A 17,129-nucleotide genomic window follows, 5' to 3' on the forward strand; every position below is an offset into this window, starting at 1 on the left:
CAGGCCAGACTAACATGGGCTGGCAACCGCTGATGGCGACAGTTGATAGGATTAACGCCGCTATTTCTGCGCGTAGAATTTACCCGGACATCCAGATTATGTTTTCCATCGATCATGTTTTTAAGCGACTGGCCGCTTCACCTTTCCGTCAGCGTTTCCATCTCGGCGCAAAAGAGTACCGGTACTGTCAGGATAAAGGACCGGAGACGGTCAGCCAGCACGCAGCCGATTTTATTGCCCGGCGCCTGGCCCCGTCAGAACCGGAACAGGACGGAAAACAAACGCCAATGCGCGGTCACCCGGTGTTTATTGCTCAACATGCGACGGCCACCTGCTGTCGCGGCTGTCTGGAAAAATGGCACCACATACCCGCACATACGGCTATGACACCTGAACAGCAGGAATATGCAGTGAGAGTGATTTTGCACTGGCTTCATCAGGAAATGCAGCGTCCCGCTCCGGTCGCTAAAGAACGAAAATCCAATAAAAAAATCTCAGACATCCCGGATGAGGCACAACAGCTGAATTTGTTGTAAGAGGCGCATCACACGCGTTAAAAAATAAAAAGTGATAATCGTCACGTTTTACCTGCTTTTACATACCTAACCGCGATCCTACTCTATAATTTTAGAGAAATAAGAATTGTGCGACGGGTTGCCTTCATCACACCCTTTGAAGTTTTTCTTTTGCAGTCTTTCGGATGAGCTTTTCCAGGTGAAACGAGTATTACACTTGTTGTCAGGATAATTGCCCGTATTGGGAAAAGGAGGATGCATGTCTGAGTATCATTATTTACTGGTTGGCGGAAGCCGCAACGGACAACGGCATGTTGATAAACAACATCAGTTTTCGTTGTGCTTTTGGGAAGACGCAGCACAGAACGCGGAACGCGAGTTTTATGGTAAACGTAACGAACGCTACAAAGTGAATCCGGAAAAGGGCGCAGACGGGAACTGGTATCTCGTGGGCTATTGTGGCAACTGTTCGAAAATTAAAGCCGACGAGTTAACCTCTCAGGCGCTCACCAAGCATGTGAAACCCCTGATGTAAAAATTGTTTTTTGATAGCCATAAACCCCGCCCTTAACGCGGGGTTTTGTTTTCAGGAACAAAGATCCTCAGGCCGCCATCCCCTGAATGTTTCGGGCAAAAAATGCGACATGCCCTCCCAGCGTAAAATGCGCTTCGTGATGCCCAAGACGGCCGAGAGGCGCGATACGCACGATTTCACCTTCAAATTCGCCATCCTGAATACGGGTGATCGCCACATCCAGCTGATAGCTGGCCGGATGCACGCCCACCGGAAACGTGAGCAACTTGATCCTGTCACCCACCTCAAACCGGGTAAGCAGCGGCAGAGGTGCCTGTTCAAATAGGTCCTGATCCATATGTGACTCCTTGTTTTTCAGTGGGATTCATTAGAGGATAGAATATGTTGCCGCGCCCTGCCGGATACCGGCGTGAAGCACTTCTCTCTTTCAACATTTATATTGCGCAAGAGCTGGCATAACTGCCTTTTGCCACCCGAAAATCATAAGGATCCCCCGTGAAAAAATTGACGCCACAGCAATGCATCATACTGACCGGATTTACCGGCATTCTGCATGGCGAATTTGAGTGGTTTCACGAAGATTTGGAGAAGCGACTGGGTCGTGAAGTTCAGACCTCAGAACTGGGATACCCGGAGTTTATGCAAGCATGCCGCCGTCTGTACGAAGAAGAGTTTAACAACCTGATGCCGGACTAAAAAAGAAAAACCGGGCAACAGCATTGCCCGGTTTCCTGAGTTCATCGCTATTGAACACACTGATCACTAAGGCTTCACGATACCTCGGATAAAGTTTTCATTCACTCTGATCACATTACCCGTTTCAACATTAATGACCTGATACTGCACTGGCTTTACCTCATCCAGAACAGTGATAACTTCAAATAAACCTGGTGTAAAAGTAAGCGTGACAAAAACGCCAACAGGATAGACAGCCATAATTTTATCCTTTCAATCAATCTCTTATAATATACTTCCTTTCCCCCGGTGCGATCATACGCAAAGTATTAATCACTTTATGTTATTTCAGTTTATACATTAATCACTCCGGATGAATGTTACATAAAAGAAATACAGACCATGTATAAAATGAAGCGGAGTCGCGTAAAATCAGATAACTCTGACAGACGTCTCAGGAATATAATTAAATTTTACACTCTTCTTACACTACTACGCCTTTCCGGCCACACTTCTGCCTGCCAGTCCCTTGTTTTCGCGGTAATTTACGTTAAAAATATAAATCCATTTTGTTATATTGAGAGCGCGCGCTGTGAGTGCCCAGATTTTTGAAACCGATGCGGCTCATCCGCATCTGACACGACTGATTGCTGAGCTGGATGCTTATCAATACCCGCTCTATCCGCCGGAATCATTTCAGGGAATTAACATCACTGAACTTGATGAAGGTGAGATCACGTGTTTTATGGCGAGAGTCGATGATGACTGGGCCGGTTGCGCCTGTCTGTTTATCACAAAACATGGCCTCGCGGAAATGAAACGGGTTTATGTGAATCCACTGTTTCGCGGTCAGGGCATTGCCTCATCACTGATTGCCGCAATGGAAAAGAAACTGAAAGCGTTGGGGCATAAAGAACTTTTTCTGGAAACGGGTGTGTTTCAGGAAAAAGCGATCACGCTGTATGAAAAACTGGGTTATTGCCGGACAGAGGCGTTTGGCGACTATGCCCTGGCCCCGGATCCGCTGAGTGTTTATATGATGAAAGCGATGAGGTAATACGCGGAAAAGGCAGAAGTGGCAATAAACACCTCCATAACGTTGTCTTCTGACAGGGTTATGGAGATGCAAAAAGCGGTTACATCAGAACGTTGCTTTTTGTTGCAGTCTGGTCGTTCGGTGGAATGACCCATTTTTTAAGTGTGATGATAAAGAAATTTTTACCCTTGGTGATTTTCGCACCGCGGTCACCACATTCCAGCGCAAGTTTAAAAAACTCATCACTGTTAATATTAAAAGCCAGTTCGACTTTTTTCACCATACCGGAATTAAGCAGATCTTCAGCTTCGTGCAAGGATTTGGCCTGAATAACTGACATAACTACCTCGTGAGATCGGAAAGGATTGTGTTAGCTTCCGCATCTTATTTCACTTTTGTTTCGATATTATGACAGTCTTATGAATATTAAGAATTTTGCCATGACAGTGCCCGGAAGTTAACCAATTTGCGTTGCCAGTCACCTCTATGTCAGACGGAAGCGTGGATCCGGCATCGGGGTGTCCGGTAACTGCGTCTGGTTGTTCATTTCAAGCAGGTTAATCTCAATGTTGACACACAGGGCATCCAGCGGCAGATGGTTATTGGCAAGACCAAAAGGCATTTCCAGTTCTTCCGCGAGCGTATCCAGTGACAAAAAACTATAAGAAATAAAACCTGACACCAGCAATGTCATGTAGTGCAAATCCACCACCAGCGCAAACGGCAACAGGCTACAGAACAGGTACACTGTCCGGTGCAGCAACAGACCGTAAGCAAACGGAATCGGCAGGCTGACGATACGTTCACACCCTCCGACCACTTGTGAAAGCTGCAACAGCGTGGAATCCATATGGGTATAGACAATATCTGACAGCTCACCGCTGCGGCGTCGTTCAGCCAGCCAGAGTGACAACTGCAACTGAATCATATTGGTCGGCGCACGACGCGACAGAATATCTTCCGCCTCTTCACCCATCAGACGCCCGAGATCCGGGCGCGGATCGCTATGACGCAACTGATGTTTGAGGCTGTAACAGAACGCCAGCAACAACGTGGTCACGCGCTGCGCCTCTCCCGGACACACAGCCATCACCTGACTTTGCAATGTCCGGCAGGCAATCAGCAAACCACCCCATAACTGGCGCGCCTCAATGTAGCGCGAATACGCAACACTGTTACGAAAGCCGAGGAAGATGGCGATAGAGACACCGAGCAGGCTAAAAGGTGCAAGCGTCAGTTTCACGCCAAGGGTCTCATACCAGGGAAGGATGAGAATGGCGGCAAGTGACATCAGTAAATTGAGACTCAGACGGAACAGAATACTGGGCAGGACAGAGCCGTGCCAGGCGAACAAACGCAAGAACCAGTGACGGGGAGGACGGATTATCATTTTGTGCAGGTGCTTTATGCAGGTGAAGCGATTTTTTTTTGCGATTCTGGCAAATAATCCTGCACATGCAAAGGACAATTTTGTGACACCGGTAACATTTATTTTGAAACTTACGGCTTTGCGTTACAACTCCCCTGCTTTCTCATTCGTAACGCTGATTTATTGACTTCGCAGCCTCAAGTTTATAGCCGTTATGGTCGATAATAGTAACGTGAGGAAAGTAATTAAAATGGCCAGAATTTCCTGACAACCGGTTTCCTGTAACAATCTGATCGGATGCTCCTCAAAGATGACACTACCCCTACTGACGTGAAGGACTGGAGCTATGAACATAATGTTAAGTATTGCGATGGTCACGGGTCTTGCGGCATGGATCTTTATCAGCTCATCAATAAATGATATCCGGAACGATTATTGAGTCATTCACGGAACCCCCGGGCGGCATTCGTCTGGTCGTTTTCAATTATGTGCAGGGTTAATTTCTCTGCCTTTTTCCTCTCTTAATTAAACTTTGTATAACGTAACGTTTTGAAGCAATAATTACCCTTACTTCACGCCGAAACTGATTGTAATTTTATGTCAATCTGAGAGATCATAGTGGAAAGTTTCAGCATGGTGTATTGATGAAAATAATTTTTATTGTACTCATTGTTCTGGCGATCATCGGTTTACTGATCTGGCTGGTACTTCGGTCAGCCGCGAAGGATGCGGATAAAGATTATTAATTTTTTATCTTTCCCTCCCCGCATAAGGATCCCTGTCTTCATAAGGATTACTGTGAAATAAATGCCCGAACATCAAAGTAAATACAAATTAAAATCAATGATGCCCGAATGTAAAAATTTTCATGAAGTAACCTGCATGATGATTAACAAGCTAATTAAAAACCATCGCAGTCAATAACAACACTAAGAATATACTTAGTAGGGTAAACACTGATGCGTCTCTGATATTACTTATTAAATGAAATGCGCAGGAGAAATAATTAGCGGTTATTAATACAAATTAATCAGTGAGTAAATAATATTTCATTGCGTCCAATGGAAGCGGGTAACAGGGCAAACTTTTTGCTCACCCCTGCATTGACTTTATCCGCCAGTTAACCCACCTACACCGACATGTTCATCACATCCTGATACGCCGTCACCAGTTTATTTCTGACCTGGATCCCAAGCTGTAATGAAATCGAGGATTTTTGCAGATCAACCATCACGTCGTTCAGGCTGACGCCCGGAACGCCCATCTCCAGCTTTTCAGATTCCAGTTTTGCGTTGTTCTGGGTCTCGCTGATCTTACCTAATGCTGCTTTTAATTCGCTGGCAAAACCGGCTTCTGACGCGGTATCGGTCTTTGGCGCGGCACCGGCCTGGATTGCCGTGGCCTGCATCTGCTGTAAAACGCTCTCAATGCCTTGAATTGACATGCTTTCTCCGTTTATCGGGGTGTCGATGAACAAATGGCTTCTTTCATGGAATGACACCCTATCACATCAGTTTTTTCCTAAACGCGCTAATTGAACCTAAAAACCATGGCTTATCGGGCCATTAACTTTGCACTAAGCGGCAAATAATGGCTCACCTAGAAAATAGGCCTGCCTGTACGGAGGGCTGAAAAATGTCACGCTTCAACGATTGCGCACTTGGGAGTCTGTTTTGTTAAGAGACAACATGAACACCACCATTCAACAGCTAAATAGGGATCTTGTATGAGTTCCGCAATAGCCGGCGCAGAAACCCCTCCAAGCGGTTTTACTGCGTTGCTTAATCGCCTGCGCGCCAACCCAAAAGTTCCTATCGCCATCGCGGCTGCGGCTGCCGTGGCTATTGTTGTTGTCATGATGCTGTGGGCCAAGCAGCCTACTTATAAGGTGCTCTTCAGTAATCTCGGTGACCAGGATGGCGGTGCCATCGTCACTCAGCTGACCCAAATGAACATCCCTTATCAGTTTTCTGATAACGGCGGTGCGTTGCTGATCCCTGCCGACAAAGTGTATGAAACGCGTCTGAAACTGGCTGCTGCCGGTTTACCTAAAGGTGGCGCGGTCGGTTTCGAATTAATGGATCAGGAAAAATTCGGCATCAGCCAGTTCAGCGAGCAGATTAACTATCAGCGCGCGCTTGAAGGTGAACTCTCACGCACAATCGAAACGCTGGGCCCGGTCAGCAGCGCCCGTGTCCATTTAGCCATTCCCAAGCCTTCCTTATTTGTCCGCGAACAAAAAAATCCTTCAGCTTCTGTGACCCTGAATTTACAACCGGGTCGTGCGCTGGATGACGGCCAGATCAACGCCATCGTTTATATGGTGTCGAGCAGCGTTTCCGGCTTACCGCCTGCGAACGTTACCGTGGTGGATCAGAGCGGTCATCTGCTGACGCAGTCTGATAATAACGGTCGTGACCTGAATGCTTCCCAGCTGAAATATGCCAATGAAGTAGAAGGCCGCCTGCAGCGTCGTATCGAATCCATTCTGCAACCGGTGGTCGGTAACGGTAACGTGCATGCGCAAATCACCGCGCAGATTGATTACGCCAGCCGTGAACAGACAGATGAAAACTATCAGCCAAATGGGTCGGCAGATAAAGCCGCAGTACGTTCCCGTCAGCTGAGCACCAGTGATCAGATTGGCGCGTCATCGGTCGGCGGCGTGCCTGGCGCCCTGAGCAACCAGCCTGCTCCGGCAGCCACTGCTCCGGTCACTACCCCGCCGCCGGCGAACACTGCCAATGGCACACAAAATCAGACCGGCAACACGGCGCAGAATGCAGCGACAAGTGCGAATTCCAACGTGCCGTCTAACCGTCGTCGTGATGAAACCACCAACTATGAAGTTGACCGCACTATCACGCATACCCAGCACAGTGCCGGTGCCGTTCAGCGTCTGTCTGCAGCGGTTGTCGTTAACTATCAGGTCGGGCCGGATGGCAAAGCGAAACCGCTGACCGACGACCAGTTGAAGAAAATTGATGATCTGGTGCGCGAAGCGATGGGCTTCTCTCAGGAACGTGGCGATACGCTGAACGTGGTGAATACACCGTTCAACGAAGCGGCTGACGATGCCGGTGAGCTGCCGTTCTGGAAACAACAGGCGTTCTTCGATCAGTTACTCAATGCAGGTCGCTGGTTACTGGTGCTGATTGTGGCCTGGCTGCTGTGGCGCAAGATGGTTCGTCCGATGCTGCGCAAACAGCAGGCAGAGAAAGAAGCCGCCGCAGCCGCAGCGCTTGCAGCCTCGATGCCGCAGCCTGAAGGCAGTAAACCGGTCAAACTCAGCAATGACGAGCTGGAGAAACGTAAACGTTCACAACAGCGTGTCAGTGTTGAAGTTCAGACCCAACGTGTTCAGGAGCTGGCAGATAAGGATCCACGTATCGTCGCCCTGGTTATCCGCCAATGGATGAGTACCGAACAACCATGACTATGACCGGAACCGAAAAAAGCGCCATTTTGATGATAACCCTGGGTGAAGACCGTGCGGTAGAGGTGTTCAAACACCTCTCCCCTCGCGAAGTGCAGCAAATCAGTGGCGCGATGGCGAATATCCATCAGATTTCTAACAAGCAACTGGCGGAAGTGCTGAACGAGTTCGAGGATGAATCCGAGCAGTACGCCGCGCTGAGCGTCAACACCAGCGAGTACCTGCGTGCCGTACTGACCAAAGCGCTGGGCGAGGAGCGTGCGTCAAGCCTGCTGGAAGACATTCTGGAATCGCGCGAAACCACCAGCGGCATGGAAACATTGAACTTCATGGAACCGCAGATGGCGGCCGATCTTATCCGCGACGAACATCCGCAGATTATTGCGACCATCCTCGTACACCTCAAACGCGGTCAGGCAGCCGATATTCTGGCGTTGTTCGACGAGCGTCTGCGCAACGATGTGATGCTGCGTATCGCCACCTTCGGCGGTGTCCAGCCAGCAGCGCTGGCGGAACTGACCGAAGTGCTGAACAACCTGCTCGACGGCCAGAACCTCAAGCGCGCGAAGATGGGTGGTGTTCGTACGGCGGCGGAAATCATCAACCTGATGAAAACTCAGCAGGAAGAAGCGGTTATCGAAGCGGTACGTGGTTACGACGGCGAACTGGCGCAGAAAATTATCGACGAGATGTTCCTGTTCGAAAACCTGGTGGACGTGGACGACCGCAGTATCCAGCGCCTGTTGCAGGAAATCGAAGGCGAATCGTTACTGGTGGCATTGAAAGGGGCGGAACAACCGCTGCGCGACAAGTTCCTGCGCAACATGTCACAACGTGCAGCCGATATCCTGCGCGACGATCTGGCAAACCGCGGACCGATGCGTATGTCTCTGGTTGAGAACGAACAAAAAGCCATTCTGCAGACGGTTCGCCGCCTGGCAGAGTCCGGCGAGATGATGGTTGGCGGCGGCGAGGATTCTTATGTCTGATTCCCCTCATACTGACTCCCCTGAGTCTGACAAAACGACACCGGAAAAGAAAACGGCAGAAGAACGTCATGCAGAGCGCATCAACGCCCTGCCATGGCAGCGCTGGAGACCCGGCGACCTGAGAATGCCGGTCTTTAGCACGCCCGATGAACCTTTGCTGGCCGAAGGCGAAGAAGAGCAAGACGACGGTCTGCCAAAAGTTCAGGTAGACCAGAACGAATTGCAGAATCTTCAGCGTCGCGCCGAACAACAGGGGTTCCAGCAGGGCCTCGAAGCGGGACAAAAACAAGGTTACGCCGCCGGTTTCCAGCAAGGTCTGGAAGCCGGGCAGCAGCAGAGTTTACAGGAAGGTCAGCAACAGCAGGCCGTTCTGACTGAACACTGGCAGCATTTAGTTTCTGACTTCCAGCAAACACTGGATGCGCTGGACAGCGTCATTGCCTCCCGTCTGATGCAGATGGCGCTGACCGCGGCCAAACAGATTATTGGTCAGGCACCGATTTGTGACGGTTCCGCCCTGCTTAATCAGATCCAACAGCTGATCCAGCAGGAGCCGATGTTCAAGGGCAAACCGCAACTGCGCGTTAATCCGGCAGACTTCGAGCGTGTGGAACTGCAACTGGGTGCCAGTCTGAGCATGAACGGCTGGCGACTGCTGGCCGACAGCCAGATCCACAGCGGTGGCTGTAAAGTCAGTGCTGAAGATGGCGATATGGACGCTTCGCTGGCGACCCGCTGGCATGAACTGTGCCGTCTCGCTGCGCCGGGAGATCTCTGATGACTGCCCGCCTGAGCCGTTTGCTGAAAACGCTGGATGACGCGGAAAAACGCATGGCCCGCACGCCGTCTGTCCGTCGTTATGGCCGTCTGACGCGGGCAACAGGTCTGGTACTGGAAGCCACCGGTTTGCAGTTACCGCTGGGCGCAACCTGCCTGATCGAGCGCCATGACGGGCCGGTCGTGCAGGAAGTCGAAAGTGAAGTGGTTGGCTTCAACGGTCAGAGCCTGTTCCTGATGCCACTGGAAGAAGTGGAAGGGATTTTACCGGGTGCGCGGGTGTATGCCCGTATTGCCGCTGACGGCCAGACCGCTGGTAAGCAACTGCCGCTCGGCCCGCAACTGCTTGGCCGTGTGCTGGATGGCAGCGCCAAGCCACTCGACAGTTTACCGCCGCCGGACACCGGTTATCGCGCCGCGCTCATCACGCCGCCGTTTAACCCGCTGCAACGTACACCGATCACCGATGTGCTGGATGTCGGCGTTCGCGCCATTAACGCCCTGCTGACCGTGGGTCGCGGCCAGCGCATGGGGCTTTTCGCCGGTTCAGGTGTCGGTAAATCCGTCCTGCTCGGCATGATGGCGCGTTACACCAAAGCCGACGTGATCGTGGTCGGGCTGATTGGTGAACGTGGCCGTGAAGTTAAAGATTTTATCGAGAACATTTTGGGCGACGAAGGTCGTGCCCGTTCCGTGGTTATCGCCGCACCGGCTGACGTCTCTCCCCTGTTGCGTATGCAGGGTGCCGCTTACGCCACACGTATCGCCGAAGATTTCCGTGACCGTGGTCAGCACGTATTGCTGATCATGGATTCCCTGACCCGTTATGCCATGGCGCAGCGTGAAATCGCACTGGCGATCGGTGAACCGCCAGCCACCAAAGGCTATCCGCCTTCCGTATTTGCAAAACTGCCCGCGCTGGTTGAACGCGCGGGTAATGGTATCAGCGGCGGCGGATCGATCACCGCCTTCTATACCGTGCTGACCGAAGGGGATGACCAGCAGGATCCGATTGCCGACTCCGCCCGCGCCATTCTTGACGGGCACATCGTGTTGTCGCGCCGTCTGGCGGAATCCGGCCATTATCCGGCCATAGATATAGAAGCGTCGATCAGCCGTGCCATGACATCGCTTATTGACGACGCCCAGTACGGGCGCGTGCGTAATTTCAAACAATTATTGTCCAGCTACCAGCGTAACCGTGACCTGGTCAGCGTCGGCGCATACGCCGCAGGCAGCGATCCGATGCTCGATCGCGCCATCAAGCTGTATCCGCAGATGGAGAACTTTCTGCAGCAGGACATCATGGAACGCAGCACATATGAAGACGCCTGTCTGGAACTCAACATGTTGCTCCCGGGCTAAACCTAGATAAGCAGAGGCATAAATGGAAAGCTCATCGCCGTTAATCACACTTTGCTCGCTGGCGCAAAAAGCGCTGGATCAGGCGACCAGTCATTTGGGCCAAATCCGGCAATCGCACCATCAGGCTAAAGAGCAGCTCACCATGTTGCTCAATTATCAGCGTGAATACCGGGAAAAACTCAATTCCACCATGACCGGGGGGATTGCTGCGAATACCTGGCAAAACTATCAGCAGTTTATCGGGACGCTGGAAGTGGCGATTGAGCAGCACCGCCAACAGCTACAACAATGGGATCAGCGGCTGAATATGGCTGTTAACCAGTGGCAGGACAAGCAGCAACGGCTCAATGCCTACCAGACGTTACAAACCCGCGCCAGTGAGCAGCAACGTTCTCTGGAAAACAAGATTGATCAAAAGCAGAACGATGAGTTCGCCCAGCGCAGCGCACACAGGAAGAAACAACCATGAATCTGAATATTTTGCCTGCAGCCGTGACCACGGCGAAGACCAGCGTGAGCGCGGCGACCGGCAGTTCATCTGCCAGCACGTCGGCGGCGACGGACATCAGTACAACCGCCGGCACCGGCGCAACCAGCCCTGCTGATTTCGCCAGCCAGCTTGAAGCCCAGCTCGGTGAGAAAGTGGATCCTAAAATCACCAGCACGTTAGCCAAACTCGGCCAGCAAATCGCTGACAAAGGTGTAGTCGTCGATAAAACGACACTGACCCAGGCAGTGGCTTCGGGTGAAGAAGACGGCAGCCTGATGCTGGATGAAAGTGATCTGAGCAAAATGATCGCCGCGATTCAGATATTGCCTGCCGGCAATCTGAAAGGCGCAGGCGCCGCGTCGGTTAAAGATGCCGCCCTGAGCGATAAAGATAAAGACAGCGCCGACGCCGGTGCTGATCTTTCTGTTCAGTCCCTGCTCGCTCAGCTGGCGGTTCAGCAACAACCCGCTCAGCAGATCCAGACCACCGCCGTCGCCACGCAAACCCTCCGCAATGATACCCCCGCGACCGCTAAGCAAAGTGCGTTGCTTAGTGGTCTGACGGCGTCTTCATTGCTGACCGGTGAGGGCAAAACGGCCGCCGTCACGGATACCGATCCGAAAGCAGCGGCAGCCTCCGGCAATGCCGCATCGGGTTCCGCACAGCATGCAGCCAGCAATAAAGCGACCACCGGTAACACACCAGATTTCAGCAGCGCACTGGCGTCAATGAGCGCAGCGGCTGGCAATGCCGCGGCCTTACAGCAAAATGACAGCCGCACCACGGATATCAGCAGCCAGGCACTGAATCAGCTGAACACCGCCGCCGTTGCCGTCTCTTCTGCCCCGGTTTCCACCACGCCGACCGCCACCAGTGCGGTAACCGCGCCATCCACGCCGCTGCTTAACGCGCAGCTCGGTACGCCGGAATGGCAGCAACAGCTGAGTCAGCAGGTGATGATGTTCAACCGTCAGGGGCAACAGAGCGCAGAACTTCGTCTGCATCCTGCAGATCTGGGTTCCATTCAGATCAGCATGAAGATTGAAAACAACCAGGCGCAGTTGCACTTTGTGTCCGGTCACAGCGGTGTGCGCTCGGCAATTGAAGCCGCAATGCCGGAGCTTAAAACCGCGCTGGCAGACAACGGCATCAGCCTGGGTCAGAGCAGCGTCGGCAGTGACAGTTCGCAATGGCAGCAGGCCCAGCAGCAAAGTCAGTCCGGCTCGCAACAGGGTAATGCCGCCAGTTGGGCAGCGTTCAGCGCCGGCAGTAACACGACTGCCAGCGATGCCCTGCCGGTTCCGGCATCCCTCGCTTCACGGGTCGGCGGCAACAACAGCGTGGACATTTTTGCGTAGCAGTTTGCATAAAAGTTCGCAGAATTGTTTCAGATAATGACTGACGGTCAGTTCTTCCTTAATTCAAACGGCAGAGCTGACCTTATTTACCCCGCCTATTCTGACTATTGAACAACGGGATAAGCGGGATAATCATTCTCAGAACTGACTCAGCAGTTGGGTGCTTCTACGCCAGACTGCTCATACTTACAGGAAATCGCCTCATCCATGTCTGACTCTGCTCTCTCGGCATCGCGTAAGAAAAAGCGGCCGTTAATGATGATTCTGCTGTTACTGATTGCCATCGGAGCCTGTGGTGCGGCCGGTTACGCCTGGTGGATGTTGCACAAGCAACAATCCGGAAATGGAACACAGACTGCTGAAACGAAAAAGCAAGAACCGGCTGCGGCACCGATCTTCCTGGCGCTGGATACCTTTACCGTTAACCTGCAAACGACGGATAACGATCCTGACCGTGTGCTGTATATCGGCCTGACCCTGCGTCTGCCGGACGAACAAAATCGGGCGACGCTTAATGAATACCTGCCTGAAGTTCGCAGCCGCCTGCTGTTACTGCTCTCCCGTCAGAAGACGACAGATTTAGTCAGCGAAGCCGGTAAACAACAGCTGGTTCAGGACATCAAACAGGTTCTGGACGCGCCACTGGTCAAAGGTCAGCCTCCTCAGGTGATCAACGACGTGCTTTTCACTGCTTTCATACTGCGATAAACAAATTATGGGCGACAGCATACTTTCACAGGCCGAGATCGACGCGCTGCTCAATGGTGACAGTGACAGCGCAAGCGACACTGCCGCTGCAGCAAAGACCGCCGCGTCTGATGACGGTGTAAAACCTTTTGACCCCACGACGCAGCGTCGCGTTGTGCGTGAGCGGTTGCAGGCTCTGGAAATCATTAACGAGCGTTTTGCCCGTCATTTCCGTATGGGCCTGTTCAACCTCTTGCGCCGCAGCCCGGACATCACCGTAGGGGCAATCAAAATTCAGCCCTACCACGAGTTCGCACGCAACTTACCGGTGCCAACCAACCTGAACCTTATCCACCTCAAACCCCTGCGCGGTACGGCGTTGTTTGTATTCGCACCGAGTCTGGTCTTTATCGCCGTAGATAACCTGTTTGGTGGCGATGGCCGTTTCCCGACCAAAGTGGAAGGCCGCGAGTTCACCCACACTGAACAGCGGGTGATTAAACGTATGCTCAGGCTGGCGCTGGATGCCTATGAAGATGCCTGGAGCGGCGTTTACAAGCTGAGTGTGGAATATGTGCGTGCCGAATTGCAGATCAAATTCACCAACATCACCTCTTCGCCGAACGACATCGTGGTGACCACGCCGTTCCATGTGGAAATCGGTGCGCTGAGCGGTGATTTCAACATCTGTATTCCGTTCAGCATGATTGAACCTTTGCGTGAGTTGCTGACCAATCCGCCAGTCGAAAACTCACGTAATGAAGAAAGTCAGTGGCGTGAAAACCTGGTGACGCAGGTTCAGCAGTCTGAGCTGGAACTGGTGGCGAATTTCGTCGAAATCCCGCTGCGCCTGTCTCAGATCCTGAAACTGCAACCGGGTGATGTCCTGCCAATTGAGAAGCCGGATCGCCTGATCGCCCACGTCGATGGCGTGCCTGTGCTGACCAGCCAGTATGGCACTTTAAACGAACAATACGCCCTGCGCGTTGAACATTTGATCAACCCAATTTTAAATTCTCTAGATGAGGAACAGCCCCATGAGTGACACCAATAAACCGTCTGACGCCGGATCGGATAACGTTGACGATTTATGGGCTGATGCGTTCAACGAACAACAGTCTGCGGGCGGCGCAAAAGCGTCAACTGACGGTGTTTTCGCCGCGCTGGGTGCCCAGGACGGAACCGGCAGTTTGCAAGATATCGACATGATCCTCGATATTCCGGTGAAACTGACCGTGGAATTAGGTCGCACCAAGATGACTATCAAAGAGCTGCTGCGTCTTTCACAGGGGTCCGTGGTGTCGCTCGACGGTCTGGCCGGTGAGCCGCTGGATATCCTGATCAACGGTTATCTGATTGCTCAGGGTGAAGTGGTGGTGGTTGCGGATAAATATGGCGTGCGTATCACCGATATCATTACCCCGTCCGAACGTATGCGTCGCCTGAGCCGCTGATGAGCCAGAATGCCGCGACGGATTCTCCGTACATTTCCGGCCCGGTCAATCACGCCACCACCCAGGTACCTCCTCAGGCCATGCCTGCCGGTTCCGTGCTGACGCAAGTCAGCACCGTGCTTGGCGGCATCCTGTTGCTTATCCTGTTTATCGGCTGGGTGGTGAAGCGCGCCGGTTTCGCGCCGCAGTCTAAAAATAACAAACTGCTGAAAGTGACCGCCAGTGTACAGGTCGGTCGCAGTGAAAAAGTGGTGATTGTGGAAGTCGACAATACCTGGCTGGTGCTGGGCGTGACGGCGCAAAACATCACCCCGCTGCATACACTGAGCGCGCCGCCGGCTGAACAGACGCCGGACTCAGGCAATCCCCATAACCCGCCAGCTGATTTCCGTCAGCTGATGCAGAAAATGTTGAAACGTCCGGGAAAGCAGGCATGACCCTCTTGAAATCCGCCCTTACCGCTGCCCGTCAGCGCCCTGTTCGCCTGCTCACTCACCTGTGTCTGCCGCTGTTACTGCTCGTCAGCCCGGCGGCTTTTGCACAGTTACCGGGGATCATCAGCCAGCAGATGTCTAACGGGGCACAAAACTGGTCGCTGCCGATCCAGACGCTGGTATTCATCACCACACTGACGCTGTTACCGGCGATGCTGCTGATGTGTACCAGTTTTACCCGCATCATTATCGTGCTGGGTTTACTGCGAAATGCGCTGGGGACGCCTTCCGCGCCGCCAAACCAGGTACTGCTCGGCCTTGGCCTGTTCCTGACCTTCTTCGTAATGGCACCGGTATTCGACAAAATTTACAGCGATGCGTATCAGCCGTTCAGCGAAAACAAAATCACCATGCAGGAAGCAATGGACAAAGGCGCTCAGCCGTTACGCCAGTTTATGCTGCGCCAGACCCGCGAAAGCGATCTGGCTTTGTATGCGCGGCTGGCCAACATCCCGCCTCTTGCAGGCCCGGAAGCCGTGCCGATGCGTATTTTGTTACCGGCTTACGTCACCAGCGAACTGAAAACCGCGTTCCAGATCGGCTTCACCGTGTTCATTCCGTTCATGATTATCGACCTGGTGGTCGCCAGCGTACTGATGGCGCTGGGGATGATGATGGTGCCACCGGCCACTATCTCGCTGCCTTTCAAGCTGATGCTGTTCGTGCTGGTCGATGGCTGGCAATTGCTACTCGGCTCTCTGGCGCAGAGTTTTTACAGTTAATTCAAAACGCCAAACTCAATGGGCGTTTTTTGCTCCTCCCCTGCGAAGGGGGAGGCCGGGAGGGGGTTTTACAGGCAACTTCAAATTCTGAGCTGCTATTCATACCCCACCCCAACCCTCCCCTTCGCAGGGGAGGGAGTTGACCGTCTTCTTTTACGAGAATCTTATGACTCCTGAATCGGTAATGGCACTGGGTAACGAGGCAATGAAAGTGGCGCTGGCCGTTGCTGCGCCTTTGTTGCTGGCCGCGCTGGTGACCGGGCTTATCGTCAGCCTGTTGCAGGCGGCGACCCAGATCAACGAACAAACGCTGTCCTTCATTCCTAAAATTCTGGCCGTTGTGGCGACTATCGTGATCGCCGGGCCGTGGATGCTGAATCTGCTGCTCGATTACATCCGCACGTTGTTTACCAACCTGCCTTACATCATCGGTTAATCTATGGTTTCCTTCGACAGCACCCAGTTAGCCGGCTGGCTGAGCATGTATTTCTGGCCATTGCTGCGAATTCTGGCGCTGATCAGCACCGCGCCGATCACCAGTGAAAAATCAGTACCCATCCGCGTGAAACTCGGTCTGGGGATGATGATTACCTTCCTGATCGCGCCTTCCCTGCCGCCGGTGGACACGCCGATTTTCTCCACGCCTGCCCTGTGGCTGGCGATGCAGCAGATTATGATTGGCACCGCGCTGGGGATCACCATGCAACTGGCGTTTGCCGCCATCCGTATGGCCGGTGAAATTATGGGTTTGCAGATGGGGATTTCTTTTGCGACCTTTTATGATCCGAGTAACCGTCTCAATACCCCGCTGCTGGCGCAGTTTTTAAACCTGCTGGCGGTATTGCTGTTTCTGAGCTTCAACGCGCACCTGTGGCTGATTTCCCTGCTGGCCGACAGTTTTCACACCCTGCCCATCAGCCATAATCCGGTAAATGCGGAAGGTTTTATGGCTGTCGCCAAAGCGGGCAGCATTGTGTTCAGCGGCGGGATGATGCTGGCGTTACCGATTGTGACGTTGTTGCTGACGCTGAATATGGCGCTCGGTTTGTTAAACCGTGTGACGCCACAGCTTTCCGTGTTCGTCATCGGTTTCCCGCTGACGCTCAGCATCGGCATTCTGGCGATCAGCCTGATGATGCCGATGCTCGCCCCGTTCAGCGAGCATCTGTTCAGTGAGATCCTCGATAAGATCGTACTCATCATGAATCAGCTGGCGGCTGACTGAAT

Annotated in this window: 22 protein-coding genes; 17 read left to right on the plus strand and 5 right to left on the minus strand. The window is 52.7% G+C overall.

Features of this window, described 5'->3' with window-relative positions:
* Positions 1–14: 14 nt before the first annotated feature.
* Positions 15–536 (plus strand): DUF4186 domain-containing protein, encoded by a 522-nt coding sequence (locus tag RAHAQ2_RS12300; RefSeq protein ID WP_015697546.1) that lies wholly within the window; start codon positions 15–17, stop codon positions 534–536.
* Positions 537–774: 238 nt separating this feature from the next.
* Positions 775–1,050, plus strand: coding sequence for a hypothetical protein (locus RAHAQ2_RS12305; RefSeq protein WP_015697547.1), 276 nt, complete (start codon positions 775–777; stop codon positions 1,048–1,050).
* Between the two features lie 67 nt (positions 1,051–1,117).
* Here the strand turns inward: RAHAQ2_RS12305 and RAHAQ2_RS12310 are convergent, their stop codons facing one another.
* Positions 1,118–1,387 (minus strand): hypothetical protein, encoded by a 270-nt coding sequence (locus RAHAQ2_RS12310; RefSeq protein WP_015697548.1) that lies wholly within the window; start codon positions 1,385–1,387, stop codon positions 1,118–1,120.
* Between the two features lie 158 nt (positions 1,388–1,545).
* Between RAHAQ2_RS12310 and RAHAQ2_RS12315 the strand changes: the two genes are divergently transcribed.
* Positions 1,546–1,746 (plus strand): DUF7736 domain-containing protein, encoded by a 201-nt coding sequence (locus RAHAQ2_RS12315; protein WP_015697549.1) that lies wholly within the window; start codon positions 1,546–1,548, stop codon positions 1,744–1,746.
* 66 nt (positions 1,747–1,812) lie between these two features.
* Here the strand turns inward: RAHAQ2_RS12315 and RAHAQ2_RS25805 are convergent, their stop codons facing one another.
* Positions 1,813–1,986 carry a hypothetical protein gene (locus tag RAHAQ2_RS25805; protein ID WP_015697550.1) on the minus strand — a complete coding sequence of 58 codons (174 nt, stop codon included), beginning with the start codon at positions 1,984–1,986 and terminating at the stop codon, positions 1,813–1,815.
* A gap of 331 nt (positions 1,987–2,317) precedes the next feature.
* Between RAHAQ2_RS25805 and RAHAQ2_RS12320 the strand changes: the two genes are divergently transcribed.
* Positions 2,318–2,782, plus strand: a complete 465-nt coding sequence (locus RAHAQ2_RS12320) for a GNAT family N-acetyltransferase (RefSeq protein WP_015697551.1) — start codon at positions 2,318–2,320, stop codon at positions 2,780–2,782.
* A gap of 79 nt (positions 2,783–2,861) precedes the next feature.
* On the opposite strand, the gene RAHAQ2_RS12325 is transcribed toward RAHAQ2_RS12320, so the two are convergent.
* From RAHAQ2_RS12325 to fliE, 3 genes are all read right to left on the minus strand, one after another.
* A complete protein-coding gene (locus tag RAHAQ2_RS12325; RefSeq protein ID WP_015697552.1) occupies positions 2,862–3,101 on the minus strand; it encodes a hypothetical protein in 240 nt (79 codons plus the stop codon).
* A 144-nt stretch (positions 3,102–3,245) separates the two neighbouring features.
* Entirely contained in the window at positions 3,246–4,151 is a 906-nt protein-coding gene (locus tag RAHAQ2_RS12330; RefSeq protein ID WP_015697553.1) for a bestrophin family protein, read from the minus strand.
* Positions 4,152–5,259: 1,108 nt separating this feature from the next.
* Entirely contained in the window at positions 5,260–5,574 is a 315-nt protein-coding gene (gene fliE, locus RAHAQ2_RS12340) for a flagellar hook-basal body complex protein FliE (protein ID WP_015697555.1), read from the minus strand.
* A 282-nt stretch (positions 5,575–5,856) separates the two neighbouring features.
* Here fliE and fliF point away from each other — a divergent pair, with 282 nt between their 5' ends.
* The 13 genes from fliF to fliR all read left to right on the plus strand — a co-directional run bounded on the left by fliF (position 5,857) and on the right by fliR (position 17,127).
* Positions 5,857–7,566 carry a flagellar basal-body MS-ring/collar protein FliF gene (gene fliF, locus RAHAQ2_RS12345; protein WP_015697556.1) on the plus strand — a complete coding sequence of 570 codons (1,710 nt, stop codon included), beginning with the start codon at positions 5,857–5,859 and terminating at the stop codon, positions 7,564–7,566.
* The gene (fliG, locus tag RAHAQ2_RS12350; protein ID WP_015697557.1) at positions 7,563–8,555 is read left to right on the plus strand and encodes a flagellar motor switch protein FliG; all 993 of its coding nucleotides are present in this window, start codon (positions 7,563–7,565) and stop codon (positions 8,553–8,555) included. Before fliF ends, fliG begins: the two co-directional genes overlap by 4 nt.
* 124 nt (positions 8,556–8,679) lie before the next feature.
* Positions 8,680–9,333 (plus strand): flagellar assembly protein FliH, encoded by a 654-nt coding sequence (gene fliH, locus RAHAQ2_RS12355; RefSeq protein WP_377432823.1) that lies wholly within the window; start codon positions 8,680–8,682, stop codon positions 9,331–9,333.
* A complete protein-coding gene (fliI, locus tag RAHAQ2_RS12360; RefSeq protein WP_015697559.1) occupies positions 9,333–10,697 on the plus strand; it encodes a flagellar protein export ATPase FliI in 1,365 nt (454 codons plus the stop codon). Before fliH ends, fliI begins: the two co-directional genes overlap by 1 nt.
* A 22-nt stretch (positions 10,698–10,719) precedes the next feature.
* Positions 10,720–11,166: a flagellar export protein FliJ gene (gene fliJ / locus RAHAQ2_RS12365; RefSeq protein WP_015697560.1), complete on the plus strand. Its 447-nt coding sequence runs from the start codon at positions 10,720–10,722 to the stop codon at positions 11,164–11,166.
* On the plus strand, positions 11,163–12,545 hold the full coding sequence (locus RAHAQ2_RS12370; protein WP_015697561.1) for a flagellar hook-length control protein FliK: 1,383 nt from the start codon (positions 11,163–11,165) through the stop codon (positions 12,543–12,545). Before fliJ ends, RAHAQ2_RS12370 begins: the two co-directional genes overlap by 4 nt.
* 207 nt (positions 12,546–12,752) lie before the next feature.
* Positions 12,753–13,253: a flagellar basal body-associated protein FliL gene (fliL, locus tag RAHAQ2_RS12375; RefSeq protein WP_015697562.1), complete on the plus strand. Its 501-nt coding sequence runs from the start codon at positions 12,753–12,755 to the stop codon at positions 13,251–13,253.
* Positions 13,254–13,260: 7 nt separating this feature from the next.
* Positions 13,261–14,277: a flagellar motor switch protein FliM gene (gene fliM / locus RAHAQ2_RS12380; RefSeq protein ID WP_015697563.1), complete on the plus strand. Its 1,017-nt coding sequence runs from the start codon at positions 13,261–13,263 to the stop codon at positions 14,275–14,277.
* On the plus strand, positions 14,270–14,686 hold the full coding sequence (fliN, locus tag RAHAQ2_RS12385; RefSeq protein ID WP_013575804.1) for a flagellar motor switch protein FliN: 417 nt from the start codon (positions 14,270–14,272) through the stop codon (positions 14,684–14,686). Before fliM ends, fliN begins: the two co-directional genes overlap by 8 nt.
* Positions 14,686–15,123 carry a flagellar biosynthetic protein FliO gene (gene fliO, locus RAHAQ2_RS12390; protein ID WP_015697564.1) on the plus strand — a complete coding sequence of 146 codons (438 nt, stop codon included), beginning with the start codon at positions 14,686–14,688 and terminating at the stop codon, positions 15,121–15,123. Before fliN ends, fliO begins: the two co-directional genes overlap by 1 nt.
* A complete protein-coding gene (gene fliP, locus RAHAQ2_RS12395) occupies positions 15,120–15,902 on the plus strand; it encodes a flagellar type III secretion system pore protein FliP (RefSeq protein ID WP_015697565.1) in 783 nt (260 codons plus the stop codon). The genes fliO and fliP overlap by 4 nt, the downstream gene beginning before the upstream one ends.
* Positions 15,903–16,068: 166 nt before the next feature.
* Positions 16,069–16,338, plus strand: a complete 270-nt coding sequence (gene fliQ / locus RAHAQ2_RS12400) for a flagellar biosynthesis protein FliQ (protein WP_015697566.1) — start codon at positions 16,069–16,071, stop codon at positions 16,336–16,338.
* A gap of 3 nt (positions 16,339–16,341) precedes the next feature.
* On the plus strand, positions 16,342–17,127 hold the full coding sequence (gene fliR, locus RAHAQ2_RS12405) for a flagellar biosynthetic protein FliR (protein WP_015697567.1): 786 nt from the start codon (positions 16,342–16,344) through the stop codon (positions 17,125–17,127).
* Positions 17,128–17,129: the final 2 nt, after the last annotated feature.

Source organism: Rahnella aquatilis CIP 78.65 = ATCC 33071 (genome assembly GCF_000241955.1).
In the GTDB taxonomy this organism is placed as follows: domain Bacteria; phylum Pseudomonadota; class Gammaproteobacteria; order Enterobacterales; family Enterobacteriaceae; genus Rahnella; species Rahnella aquatilis.

What these genes read in the sequence shown, in the direction of transcription:
- RAHAQ2_RS12300 (WP_015697546.1), top strand. Translation starts at nt 15, where the DNA reads ATGGGCTGGCAACCGCTGATGGCGACAGTTGATAGGATTAACGCCGCT.
- RAHAQ2_RS12305 (WP_015697547.1), top strand. Translation starts at nt 775, where the DNA reads ATGTCTGAGTATCATTATTTACTGGTTGGCGGAAGCCGCAACGGACAA.
- RAHAQ2_RS12310 (WP_015697548.1), bottom strand. Translation starts at nt 1,387, where the DNA reads ATGGATCAGGACCTATTTGAACAGGCACCTCTGCCGCTGCTTACCCGG.
- RAHAQ2_RS25805 (WP_015697550.1), bottom strand. Translation starts at nt 1,986, where the DNA reads ATGGCTGTCTATCCTGTTGGCGTTTTTGTCACGCTTACTTTTACACCA.
- RAHAQ2_RS12325 (WP_015697552.1), bottom strand. Translation starts at nt 3,101, where the DNA reads ATGTCAGTTATTCAGGCCAAATCCTTGCACGAAGCTGAAGATCTGCTT.
- RAHAQ2_RS12330 (WP_015697553.1), bottom strand. Translation starts at nt 4,151, where the DNA reads ATGATAATCCGTCCTCCCCGTCACTGGTTCTTGCGTTTGTTCGCCTGG.
- fliE (WP_015697555.1), bottom strand. Translation starts at nt 5,574, where the DNA reads ATGTCAATTCAAGGCATTGAGAGCGTTTTACAGCAGATGCAGGCCACG.
- fliF (WP_015697556.1), top strand. Translation starts at nt 5,857, where the DNA reads ATGAGTTCCGCAATAGCCGGCGCAGAAACCCCTCCAAGCGGTTTTACT.
- fliG (WP_015697557.1), top strand. Translation starts at nt 7,563, where the DNA reads ATGACTATGACCGGAACCGAAAAAAGCGCCATTTTGATGATAACCCTG.
- fliH (WP_377432823.1), top strand. Translation starts at nt 8,680, where the DNA reads ATGCCGGTCTTTAGCACGCCCGATGAACCTTTGCTGGCCGAAGGCGAA.
- fliI (WP_015697559.1), top strand. Translation starts at nt 9,333, where the DNA reads ATGACTGCCCGCCTGAGCCGTTTGCTGAAAACGCTGGATGACGCGGAA.
- fliJ (WP_015697560.1), top strand. Translation starts at nt 10,720, where the DNA reads ATGGAAAGCTCATCGCCGTTAATCACACTTTGCTCGCTGGCGCAAAAA.
- RAHAQ2_RS12370 (WP_015697561.1), top strand. Translation starts at nt 11,163, where the DNA reads ATGAATCTGAATATTTTGCCTGCAGCCGTGACCACGGCGAAGACCAGC.
- fliL (WP_015697562.1), top strand. Translation starts at nt 12,753, where the DNA reads ATGTCTGACTCTGCTCTCTCGGCATCGCGTAAGAAAAAGCGGCCGTTA.
- fliM (WP_015697563.1), top strand. Translation starts at nt 13,261, where the DNA reads ATGGGCGACAGCATACTTTCACAGGCCGAGATCGACGCGCTGCTCAAT.
- fliN (WP_013575804.1), top strand. Translation starts at nt 14,270, where the DNA reads ATGAGTGACACCAATAAACCGTCTGACGCCGGATCGGATAACGTTGAC.
- fliO (WP_015697564.1), top strand. Translation starts at nt 14,686, where the DNA reads ATGAGCCAGAATGCCGCGACGGATTCTCCGTACATTTCCGGCCCGGTC.
- fliP (WP_015697565.1), top strand. Translation starts at nt 15,120, where the DNA reads ATGACCCTCTTGAAATCCGCCCTTACCGCTGCCCGTCAGCGCCCTGTT.
- fliQ (WP_015697566.1), top strand. Translation starts at nt 16,069, where the DNA reads ATGACTCCTGAATCGGTAATGGCACTGGGTAACGAGGCAATGAAAGTG.
- fliR (WP_015697567.1), top strand. Translation starts at nt 16,342, where the DNA reads ATGGTTTCCTTCGACAGCACCCAGTTAGCCGGCTGGCTGAGCATGTAT.